The sequence below is a fragment of the Kitasatospora sp. NPDC057542 genome (genome assembly GCF_042801945.1).
Lineage (GTDB): Bacteria > Actinomycetota > Actinomycetes > Streptomycetales > Streptomycetaceae > Kitasatospora.
The window spans coordinates 1-11,097 of the sequence record NZ_JBHVFE010000301.1 but is presented as its reverse complement, the minus strand read 5'-3'; the positions used below and the strand labels follow the sequence as shown (position 1 = coordinate 11,097).

General features: G+C 73.3%; 8 protein-coding genes. 7 read left to right on the top strand and 1 reads right to left on the bottom strand.

Annotation, left to right across the window (positions count from 1 at the left end; all coding sequences use genetic code 11):
• Positions 1-95: 95 nt before the first annotated feature.
• Complete coding sequence (locus ACFU7Y_RS29950) at positions 96-2,606, bottom strand: DEAD/DEAH box helicase (protein ID WP_380770278.1); 2,511 nt, start codon at positions 2,604-2,606, stop codon at positions 96-98.
• Positions 2,607-2,829: 223 nt separating this feature from the next.
• Here ACFU7Y_RS29950 and bldG point away from each other — a divergent pair, with 223 nt between their 5' ends.
• The 7 genes from bldG (at position 2,830) to topA (ending at position 11,080) form a co-directional block, all read left to right on the top strand.
• Positions 2,830-3,171 (top strand): anti-sigma factor antagonist BldG, encoded by a 342-nt coding sequence (gene bldG / locus ACFU7Y_RS29945; protein WP_049659132.1) that lies wholly within the window; start codon positions 2,830-2,832, stop codon positions 3,169-3,171.
• Between the two features lie 159 nt (positions 3,172-3,330).
• Positions 3,331-3,750 (top strand): ATP-binding protein, encoded by a 420-nt coding sequence (locus ACFU7Y_RS29940; RefSeq protein ID WP_224284301.1) that lies wholly within the window; start codon positions 3,331-3,333, stop codon positions 3,748-3,750.
• A gap of 127 nt (positions 3,751-3,877) precedes the next feature.
• Positions 3,878-4,225, top strand: a complete 348-nt coding sequence (locus tag ACFU7Y_RS29935) for a cyclophilin-like family protein (RefSeq protein WP_380770279.1) — start codon at positions 3,878-3,880, stop codon at positions 4,223-4,225.
• Between the two features lie 153 nt (positions 4,226-4,378).
• Entirely contained in the window at positions 4,379-5,170 is a 792-nt protein-coding gene (locus ACFU7Y_RS29930; protein WP_380770277.1) for a hypothetical protein, read from the top strand.
• 292 nt (positions 5,171-5,462) lie between these two features.
• Positions 5,463-6,995 (top strand): methyltransferase, encoded by a 1,533-nt coding sequence (locus ACFU7Y_RS29925; protein ID WP_224283583.1) that lies wholly within the window; start codon positions 5,463-5,465, stop codon positions 6,993-6,995.
• A gap of 270 nt (positions 6,996-7,265) precedes the next feature.
• Positions 7,266-7,724, top strand: a complete 459-nt coding sequence (locus ACFU7Y_RS29920; RefSeq protein ID WP_224283582.1) for a DUF3592 domain-containing protein — start codon at positions 7,266-7,268, stop codon at positions 7,722-7,724.
• A 473-nt stretch (positions 7,725-8,197) separates the two neighbouring features.
• The gene (gene topA, locus ACFU7Y_RS29915) at positions 8,198-11,080 is read left to right on the top strand and encodes a type I DNA topoisomerase (RefSeq protein WP_380770276.1); all 2,883 of its coding nucleotides are present in this window, start codon (positions 8,198-8,200) and stop codon (positions 11,078-11,080) included.
• Positions 11,081-11,097: the final 17 nt, after the last annotated feature.

Genomic DNA, 11,097 nt, shown 5'->3' with positions numbered 1-11,097 from the left:
GGGCCCGAGCCGGGCCGGCTCGGGCCCCGGTCACCGGCCCTGAGGGCGTTCCGGACGGCGGGCCGGGCGGAGGCCCGAGCACTGCGGCGGTGGCCTCATGAACCGGCCGGGGCTCCACCGTTCGGTCCCGAGGCCGCCTCCCGCCCGTCCGGTGTTCCCGGCCCGGCCTGTGTCCCTGGTTCGTCCTGCGTCCCCGGCCCGTCCTGCGTCCCCGGCCCGTCCTGCGTCCCCGGCCCGTCCGGTGTCTCCCGCCCGTTCTGCGTGTCCGGCCCGTTCTGCTCGTCCGCAGCCCCGGGCGCCCCGGCCAGCAGGACGTCCAGGAGCCGGACGGCGGCGGCCTTGTCCAGCGGGTCGTTCCCGTTGCCGCACTTGGGCGACTGGACGCAGGAGGGGCAGCCTCGTTCGCACTCGCAGGAGGCGATCGCCGTCCGGGTGGCCGTCAGCCACTGGACCGCCCGCTGGAAGCCGCGTTCGGCGAAGCCGGCCCCGCCCGGGTGGCCGTCGTACACGAACACGGTCGGCAGGCCGGTGTCGGGGTGCAGCGGGACGGAGACGCCGCCGATGTCCCACCGGTCGCAGGTGGCGAACAGCGGCAGCAGCCCGATCGAGGCGTGCTCGGCCGCGTGGGCTGCGCCGGGCAGCTGGTCGAGCGGGATGTCCGCGTCGAGCAGCTGGTCCTCGGTGACGGTCCACCAGACCGCGCGGGTGCGCAGCGTGCGGGGCGGCAGGTCGAGTTTGGTCTCGCCCATGATCTCCCCGGTGGAGATCCGCTTGCGGAGGTAGCCGACCACCTGGTTGACCACCTCCACCGAGCCGAAGCTGAGCCGGCCCTCGCCCCAGTCCACGGTGGTGTCGGTGTCGAGGACGGAGATGGAGGTGATGTCGCGGGCGGCTGTGGTGTACGGCGGGTCGGCCGGTTCGACCAGGGCGACGGAGCTGTCCAGGTCGAACTCCCGGACCAGGTAGGTGCGGCCCTGGTGCAGGTGGACGGCCCCGGTGTGGACGGTGGTGTGCGCGGCCGCGGCGTCCACCGTGCCGAGCAGTCGGCCGGTGTCGGCCTCGACGATCTGCACCGGGCTGCCGCCGCTGCCGCGCAGGTCCACCGCGTCGGCCGCGCGCTCGCGACGGGTCCAGTACCAGGAGCCGTCGCTGCGCCGGCGCAGCAGGCCGCGCCGCTCCAGGACCGGCAGCAGCGGCGCGGTGGACGGCCCGAACAGCTCCAGGTCGGCATCGGTGAGCGGGAGTTCGGCGGCGGCCGCGCACAGGTGCGGGGCGAGCACGTGCGGATTGTCGGGGTCGAGCACGGTGGCCTCGACGGGGGCCGCGAACAGCGCCTCCGGGTGGTGCACCAGGTAGGTGTCCAACGGGTCGTCCCGGGCGATCAGGACGGCCAGCGCGCCCTGGGCCTCCCGGCCCGCCCGGCCCGCCTGCTGCCAGAGCGAGGCCCGGGTGCCGGGATAGCCGGCCATCAGGACGGCGTCGAGGCCGGAGATGTCGACGCCGAGTTCGAGAGCGGAGGTGGAGGCGAGGCCGAGCAGTCGGCCGGTGTGCAAGTCGCGCTCCAGGGCCCGGCGTTCGTCGGCGAGGTAGCCGCCGCGGTAGGCGGCCACCCGTCCGGCGAGCGGGCGGCCGAGCTGGTCCTGGGCCTGGAGCGCGACGAGCTCGGCGGCGCGCCGGGAACGGACGAAGACGACGGTGCGGGTCTCCCGCTCGACCAGGTCGGTGAGCAGGTGCGCGGCCTCGGCGGTCGCGGTGCGGCGCACGGGCGCGCCGTGCTCGCCGATGTTCTCGGTCAGCGGCGGCTCCCAGAGGCCGAAGACCATCGGCCCGCGCGGCGAGGCGTCCTCGGTGACGGCCACGGCCGGCAGGCCGGTCAGCCGCCGGGCGGTCGCGGCCGGGTCGGCGGTGGTGGCGGAGGCCAGCAGGAAGGTGGGTGACGAACCGTACCGGGCGCAGACGCGGCGCAGCCGCCGCAGCACCTGGGCGACGTGCGAGCCGAACACTCCCCGGTAGCTGTGGCACTCGTCCACGACCACGTAGCGCAGCGCCTTGAGGAAGGAGGACCAGCGGGCGTGGCCGGGCAGGATGCCCCGGTGCAGCATGTCCGGGTTGGTGAGCACGTAGGAGGCGTACTGGCGGACCCACTCGCGCTCCTCGGGCGGGGTGTCGCCGTCGTACAGGGCGGCGCGGACCCTCGGTGGGGCGAGCTCGGCGGCCCGGCGGCGCTGGTCGGCGGCGAGCGCCTTGGTCGGGGCCAGGTAGAGCGCGGTGGCGCCGCGGCCGTTGCGGGCCTCGGTGCCGTCCAGCAGGTCGCTGAGCACCGGGGCCAGATAGCCCAGCGACTTGCCCGAGGCGGTGCCTGTGGCGATCACCACAGTCTGGCCGCTTTTGGCCAGATTCATCGCTTCTGCCTGGTGCGCCCACGGCTGTTCCACCCCGACGGCGCGCGCAGCGGCCACGACCTCCGGACGGATCGAGTCGGGCCACGGTGAATAACGCGCGGCTCGGGCGGGAAGGTGCTCCGTATGGGTGAGCCGGTCGGACCGCCCTCGGCCGGTGGCCAGGGTCGTGAGCAGTGCCTCGGGCGGGCTGTGTCGGGGCGGCATGGGGACCCAGTGTGTCACCGGCGTGACGGAGAATCGTCGTAAGCCATCGTGCGGGCATGGTCGCAGGTGGTTGAATGTGGCCGTGACGGCCGAATGGCCGTGGGTCGCAGCGCTGAGGCTTGCCACGCGTTGGCTGGGCGCGCCCGGGGCTCGCGACCATGCGGTGGCGGCCGTCCGGCCGAGGATCGCACATGACGTAGCAAGGCAAGGTGCTGGAGGTTCCGTGGACCTGTCCCTGTCGACCCGTTCAGTCGGCGATCGTACGGTCGTCGAGGTTGGCGGCGAGATCGATGTGTACACCGCCCCGAAGCTGCGGGAGCAGCTGGTCGAGCTCGTCAACGACGGCAAGTACCACCTCGTCGTCGACATGGAGGGCGTTGACTTCCTCGACTCGACCGGCCTCGGTGTGCTGGTGGGCGGTCTGAAGCGGGTGCGCGCTCACGAGGGCTCGCTGCGCCTCGTCTGCAACCAGGAGCGCATCCTGAAGATCTTCCGCATCACCGGCCTGACCAAGGTCTTCCCGATTCACACCTCGGTGGACGACGCGGTCAACGCGACCGACTGACGCGGCCGGGCCGGCCCGTGCGGTCGGCCCCGCCCGTTCCTCGCGTCCGGGTGCCCGGGCCCGTGTGGCCTGGAGCGTCCTCGGGCGCCTCTGGGCCGGTTCTGCCGGCCCGCAGGGGCCGGACCTCCGGCCCCTGTCGGAGCACCCCGAGGGGGAGAGATGGCAACCGTCGAACTTCGATTCAGCGCGCTTCCCGAGCACGTGCGGACGGCCCGACTGGTCGCCGCGGCCGTCGCCAGACGGGCCGGGGTCGACGAGTCGGTGCTCGACGAGGTACGACTCGCGGTCGGCGAGGCGTGCTCCCGCGCAGTCGGCCTGCACCAGCGTGGCGGCATCGGCGGCACGGTCCGGGTCGCGCTGACCGATCAGGAGAAGCGTTTCCTCATTGAGGTCGAGGACGAGGCCGGCCCCGCCGCCGCCCCGGCCTCCGGCGCCGCGGAGGGCGGCGAGCCGGACGAGGACACCCTGGGCCTCGCCGTGATCACCGGCCTGGTCGAGGACCTGGAGGTCACCAACGGCACGGACGGTGGCCTGATCCGGATGAGCTGGCCGGTTTCGATCGCCTCCATCGCGGTCTGAGGCGTCTCTTCCGCGTTTGCGTACGCACCGTTTGCGTACGCGCCCGGAGGGCTGGCGTCCAGCCCCTGGTCGTGCGTTGACAGCATGTTGATCCCGGCGGTCCGCTGCTCCGGCACGACCGGGTCCGATCATCGATCGGGCCTCGTCGCGGAAGAGGACGGACAAGCGGAACCGCGTCCTGTGGCCGGTCGGGCAGATCACCGCCACCTCAACGGCCACCCCCACCACCGAAACGCTCCGGGCGGAGCCGCCGATCAGCTCGTCGGCCGGCACCCGGGGCGAGGAGGTCTGCTTCGGCACGCCCGTCGGCGTGCCACGCGGGGACGGGGCCCGGCAGGTCGTGGAACCGGGCACGGTCGCCTTCTGGACCGACGGCGACAGCCTCGTGCTGCCGTACGGTCCGACGCCGACCTCGTACAACGGCGAGTGCCGGCCGGCCAGTCCCTGCAACGTCCTGGGCGCGGTTGAACGGTGATGCCCGAGTGTTGCGGACGGTCCACGCCGGGACGGACACCGAAGGGGCGAACGGCAGGGCGGGCAGCGGGGCGGGGAACCGGGAAGCAGGGGACGGACACCGGCCGTGTAGGTTCGACGACCGATGACGACCGAAACCGAAAGGCTTCTCCCGGTGAACAAGCGACTGCTGGCCGTACCCGCCCTCGGCGTGCTGCTCGCGTTCGGCGCCGTCGGCTGCGGCGGCGACGACAACAGCAAGCAGCTGGAGTCCTGGGCGTCGAACGTCTGTGGCGCGGCCAAGGACCCGATCGCCCAGGCGCAGACCGCGCTCGCCGACACCGGCCAGGTGAAGACCGGCGAGGTCCCGGCCGACCTCCAGAAGCGGCTTTCCACGGACATCGGGCGGCTGGCCAAGACCAACCAGGACATAGCGGCCGCCATCGACGCGGCCGGTGCGCCCAAGGTGAAGGACGGTGCGGCCCTCCAGAAGGACACCGTCGACGAGCTGAAGAAGGCGGCCGACGGCTACGTGGAGGTCCAGAAGAAGCTGGACGCGCTGCCCAACAACGACCAGGCCAAGTTCGCGGACGGGCTGCGCAGCGTGGCCGACCAGGTGCAGCAGCTGGCCTCGCTCTCCACCCAGGCGCAGAGCAAGCTCCAGCGCGGTGACCTCGGCGCGGCGATGGCCAAGCAGGAGGGCTGCAAGCCGTCCCCGACCACCGCCCCGACCACCGCCCCGACCGGCGGTGCGACCGGTGGTGCGGGAGCCGGCGCGAGTGGCACTCCGGCCCCGGGCGGCGCGGGCACGACCCCGGCCCCTGGTGCCACCGACACCGCGAGCGCCCCGGCCACGCCCCCGGTGCCCGGTGCGACCGACGGAGCGAGTCCGGCCGCCGCCGGCGCGACCACCGCTCCGGCCGCCCCGCCCACCACCCCGGCGAACCCCGCCCCCAGCGCGAGCTGAGCCCGGGCGGACCGAACGATCCGACGCGCCCGTCCAGGACACCGGCCGGGGCCGGTGATGGGCGGCACGTCGGCCCAACGGACGGCGCGGCTCCGCGTGCCCTCGCGGAGCCGCCGCCCCGAAGCCCGTACGCCGGGAGCCGGCGCCCCGGGGCCGCTGTCGAACGTCTCGGCGGCCCCGGCAGGGCGGCGCGCGGCGGCTTCCGGGGGCGCGCGGAGTGGTGCGGGCTTCCGTCCGATGGGCGCGGGGCGCAGCGGCGGCCGCGGGGTGGGCGGCGGGGGACAATGGCGGGGTGATCAGTAGCCCCGTTCTCGACCCGACCCGCCTCGCCAAGTTCCGCGAGGCGCTGCTCGACGCCTCGTTCACCGCCGACGGGTGCCTGGACCTGCTCGGGCCCACCGGCTATTCGGCGTTGGCCCGCAGCGAGGCGGTCCCGGCGCTGCGGGCGACCCGCGGTGGCAGTCCGCTGGAGACGCTGGTACGGCTGTTCCTGCTCCAGCAGCCGGTCCCGTACCGGGCGGCCGCCGCCGCGCTGCCGGTGGAGGACTGCCTGGCGGACGGCTGGCTGCGCCCCGACGGCGATCTGGTGCGCGCCACCGTCGACGTCCGGCCGTACGCCAACGAGGTGGCCGGGATGCCCAGTTCGGACGCCTGGGTGGTCTCCGACCTGGGCTGTGCCGTGGGCGGCGCGGGCGGCATCGGTTCCGGTGAGACCGCGCACGGGGTGGCTCGCAAGGACCTGGTGCTCGGGGTCGGCGGCGCCTCCACCACGCTGGCCAACATCACCGTGCGCCGCCCCGTCCGGGCCGCGCTGGACCTCGGTTCGGGCTCCGGCGTGCAGGCGCTGCACGCTGCCCGGCACGCCGGGACCGTCACCGCCACCGACCTCAACGCGCGCGCGCTGCGCTTCACCGAGCTGACCCTGGCGCTGTCGGGCTTCGACAACACCGAGGTGTCCGCCGGAAGCCTCTTCGAGCCGGTCGGGGAGCGGAAGTTCGACCTGATCGTCTCCAACCCGCCGTTCGTCATCTCGCCGGTCGGCCGGTTCACCTACCGTGACGGCGGCATGGCCGGCGACGACCTGTGCCGCAACCTGGTCCGCTCGGCCGCCGACCACCTGGAGCCCGGCGGCTACTGCCAGCTGCTCGCCAACTGGCAGCACATCAAGGGCGAGGACTGGCACGAGCGGCTGGCCGGCTGGGTCGCGGGCACCGGCCTGGACGCCTGGATCGTCCAGCGCGAGGTCCAGGACGTGGCCCAGTACGCCGAGTTGTGGCTGCGTGACGGTGGTGACCACCGCGGGCCCGGCGGCGACTACCAGGCCCGGTACGGCGAGTGGCTGGACGCCTTCGAGGCGGGCCGGGTCGAGGGCATCGGCATGGGCTGGATCACCCTGCGGGCGAGCGGCGCCGAGCGCCCGACCGTCCGGGTGGAGGAGTGGCCGCACCCGGTGGAGCAGCCGCTCGGCCCGCACATCGAGGCCTGGTTCGACCGGCAGGACTTCCTCCGCTCGCACGACGACGCGGGCCTGCTCGCGGCCCGCTACGTGCTGGCCGACGAGGTGGTCCAGGAACAGGTCGGCGCGCCGGGCGCGGAGGACCCGGAGCACGTGATCCTGCGTCACAACCGCGGCATGCGGCGGGCCACCAAGGTCGACACCGTGGGTGCCGGTTTCGTCGGGGTCTGCGACGGGACGCTGTCGGCGGGCGAGATCGTGGACGCCATCGCGCAGCTGCTGGGCGAGGACCGGGTGGTCCTGCGGGACCGGGTGCCGGAGTCGCTGCGCCTGCTGACCGAGCAGGGGTTCATCGACCCGGTCCGCTGAGACCGCCCCCCTGAGACCGCACCCGCTGAGGCCGCACCCCCTGAGGCCCCACCCCCTGAGGCCGCACCTGCTGAGACCGGACCCACCGGGACCCGCACCCCGCTGAGGCCGGGTCCGCCGAGACCCCGTCCTGCCGGTGTCCGGGCCCGGTTCACCCGCCCGTACCGCCTGGTTCGTCCGGTCGCCGTCGGACGGCTGTCTCCCGTTGGTCCTCCGCTGTGAAGCTCTGTCCACAGGCTGTGGACAGAGCTGGGGAGCCGGGGGCCAGGGGTGGACACGACGACGGCGATGGTGGGCGGGTCGGTGCTCGCCCTCTTCGGTGGCGTGCTGCTGCTCTGGTGCGCCGCCGAAGTGAGCCTGCGCCTGCGGGTGCGCCGCCGGGGGGTGTCGGCGGTGGCCACCGTGATGGCCGAGGACGACGTGCACGGCCAGCTGGACAGCGCACCGCTGCTCTCCTTCTCGGTGCCGCCGTCGGTCGGCGGCCCCGGCGCGTGCGGGATCGCGGGGCTCGTGATCGCCCGTCCGCGTGGGCACACCCCGCTGCGCCGTCCGGACCGCTTCGCGCCCGGCGCCTCGGTGCGGATCTTCTACGACCCGCAGCGCCCGGGCCGGGTGGTGCTGGCGGCCGGGGAGGCGGGCCGGTCCGCCGTCGTCGACCTGCTGTGGAGCGCCCTGGGCGTGGGCTGTCTGGCGGTCGGCACCGGGCTCGTGGCCGCGGCCGGCGGCTGAGCCCCGCAACCCCCGAGCGATCCGCGGAGTCCCACGAGCGCCCCGCGGCCACCCATGAACGAGCACCCCCGCGGCCGCCTCCGAACCAGCACCCCGCGGCCGCCCGCGAACCAGTGCCCTCGGCGCCCCGCGAACCAGCGCCCCCCGCGGCGAGAGCGCCGCCCCGCGCCCGCCCGTCGATTTTGCGTTGACAGATCTTGAAATCCGTCATTCCATCCTCCGGAACCTGCCGAAGGCCCCCTCCGCGGGGCGCGAACCTCCGTCATCGGGTTACCGTTCGAGTGGCGTCGGTGAGCCCGGAAAGTGAAAACGCGGGATCCGTCCGTTTGACAAGGGTGGCCGGGGTACGGTCACACTCCGCTGGTGGGGGTGTCGTGCCGCGGCAGCCCCGGGACGGTGGAGGGGTCGGGCGGAGCGCAGCCCGTGCTGCCGGCGCCGACCAGCCACATAAGGACCGGGAGAGAAGAGCGAAGGTGTCCCCGAGCAGCGAGACCGCGCACGGACAGCGACTCGTCATTGTCGAGTCGCCGGCCAAGGCGAAGACGATCAAGGGCTACCTGGGCCCCGGCTACATCGTCGAGGCGAGCGTCGGGCACATCCGCGACCTGCCCAGCACCGCGGCCGAGGTGCCGGAGAAGTACACCGGCGAGGTGCGCCGTCTCGGGGTGGACGTCGACCACGACTTCGCGCCCATCTACGTGGTCAACGCGGACAAGAAGTCCCAGGTCAGCAAGTTGAAGTCGCTGCTCGCGGAGTCCGACGAGCTCTTCCTCGCCACCGATGAGGACCGCGAGGGCGAGGCCATCGCGTGGCACCTCCAGCAGGTGCTCAAGCCCAAGGTGCCGGTGCACCGCATGGTGTTCCACGAGATCACCAAGTCGGCGATCCAGGAGGCCGTGGCCAACCCGCGCGAGCTCAACCAGCGCCTGGTCGACGCCCAGGAGACCCGCCGCATCCTCGACCGGCTGTACGGCTTCGAGGTCTCGCCGGTGCTGTGGAAGAAGGTCATGCCGAAGCTCTCGGCGGGCCGCGTGCAGTCCGTCGCCACCCGCCTGGTGGTCGAGCGCGAGCGCGAGCGGATGGCCTTCCGCACCGCCTCGTACTGGGACCTGGTCGGCACCTTCGGCACCGGCCGCATCCCGGTCGACGCCGCCAACCCGGAGACCTTCGGCGCCCGGCTGGCCGCCGTCGACGGCAAGCGGATCGCCAGCGGCCGCGACTTCGGCCAGGACGGCCGGCTGAAGGCCGCCAGCGCGAACACCCTGCACCTGGACGAGCAGGCGGCCCGTCAGCTGGCCGCCGCCCTGGAGCAGACGGCGTTCGGCGTCCGCAGCGTCGAGTCCAAGCCCTACCGCCGCTCGCCGTACGCGCCGTTCCGCACCACCACGCTCCAGCAGGAGGCCAGCCGCAAGCTGGGCTTCGGCGCCAAGCGGACCATGCAGGTGGCCCAGAAGCTGTACGAGAACGGCTTCATCACCTATATGCGTACCGACTCCACCACGCTGTCGGACACCGCGATCTCCGCCGCCCGGGCCCAGGTCACCCAGCTGTACGGCGCCGACTACCTGCCGGACGCCCCGCGCACCTACGCCAGCAAGGTCAAGAACGCGCAGGAGGCGCACGAGGCCGTCCGCCCGTCCGGCGACCGTTTCCGCACGCCCGCCGAGACCGGCCTGACCGGCGACGACTTCAAGCTGTACGAGCTGATCTGGATGCGCACCGTCGCCTCCCAGATGAAGGACGCGGTCGGCCAGTCCGTCACCGTCCGGGTCGGCGGCACCTCCGCCGACGGCCGGGACGTCGAGTTCTCCGCCTCCGGAAAGATCATCACCTTCCACGGCTTCCTCAAGGCCTACGTCGAGGGTGCCGACGACCCGAACGCCGAGCTCGACGACCGCGAGCGCCGGCTGCCGCAGGTCGCCCAGGGCGACCCGCTGGCCGCCGAGCGGATCACCCCGGAGGGCCACGCCACCAAGCCGCCGGCCCGCTACACCGAGGCCTCGCTGGTCAAGGAGCTGGAGGACCGGGAGATCGGCCGTCCCTCCACCTACGCGTCGATCATCGACACGATCATCCAGCGCCGGTACGTCTTCAAGAAGGGGACGGCGCTCGTCCCGTCCTTCCTCTCCTTCGCCGTGGTCAACCTGCTGGAGAAGCACTTCGGCCGGCTGGTCGACTACGACTTCACCGCCAAGATGGAGGACGACCTCGACCGGATCGCCGCCGGTGAGGCGAAGTCCGTGCCGTGGCTGAAGCGCTTCTACTTCGGTGAGGGCGACGGCCACGCCGCGGGCGGCGCCGCCGAGGCCGGCAACGGCGACGGCGACCACCTGGGCGGCCTGAAGGAGCTGGTCACCGACCTCGGCGCGATCGACGCCCGGGAGATCAGCTCGTTCAAGGTCAGCGACGACATCACCCTTCGGGTCGGCCGCTACGGCCCGTACGTCGAGCGCGCCTCGGCCGTCGAGGGCGAGCCCGGCCAGCGCGCCGACATCCCGGACGAGCTGCCGCCGGACGAGCTCACCGTCGAGCTGGCCGAGGAGCTGCTGGCCAAGCCCAGCGGCGACTTCGAGCTCGGCCCGGACCCGGTCAGCGGCAACATGCTGGTCGCCAAGGACGGCCGCTACGGCCCGTACGTGACCGAGATCCTGCCCGAGGGCACGCCGAAGACCGGCAAGAACGCGGTCAAGCCGCGCACCGCCTCGCTGTTCAAGACCATGTCGCTGGACACCGTCACGCTGGAGGACGCGTTGCGGCTGCTCTCGCTGCCGCGGGTGGTCGGCACCGACGCCGAGGGCGCGGAGATCACCGCGCAGAACGGCCGCTACGGCCCGTACCTCAAGCGCGGCACCGACTCCCGCTCGCTGACCAGCGAGGACCAGCTCTTCACGATCACCCTCGACGAGGCGCTGGCGATCTACGCCCAGCCCAAGCAGCGCGGCCGGGCCGCCGCCGCCCCGCCGCTCAAGGAGCTGGGCAACGACCCGGTCAGCGAGCGCCCGGTGGTGGTCAAGGACGGCCGCTTCGGCCCGTACGTGACCGACGGCGAGACCAACGCCACGCTCCGCAAGGACGACGACGTCGAGACCATCACGCCGGAGCGCGCGTACGAGCTGCTCGCCGAGAAGCGGGCGCGCGGACCGGTGAAGAAGGCGGCGAAGAAGGCCCCGGCGAAGAAGGCCGCGGCCAAGAAGACGACCACGGCCAAGACCGCTGCGACCAAGACCGCAGCCGCGAAGAAGACCGCCGCCAAGAAGACCACCACCAAGACGGCGGCGGCGAAGAAGACGGCGGCCAAGAAGACGACCACGGCCAAGACCGCGGCCGGCAAGGCCGCGGCCACCGAAGAGGGCTGATCCCAGGTCCCTGTCTC

Bases quoted from the DNA above. Each gene is read 5' to 3' on its own strand.
- ACFU7Y_RS29950 (WP_380770278.1), bottom strand. From the start codon at position 2,606: ATGCCGCCCCGACACAGCCCGCCCGAGGCACTGCTCACGACCCTGGCC.
- ACFU7Y_RS29940 (WP_224284301.1), top strand. From the start codon at position 3,331: ATGGCAACCGTCGAACTTCGATTCAGCGCGCTTCCCGAGCACGTGCGG.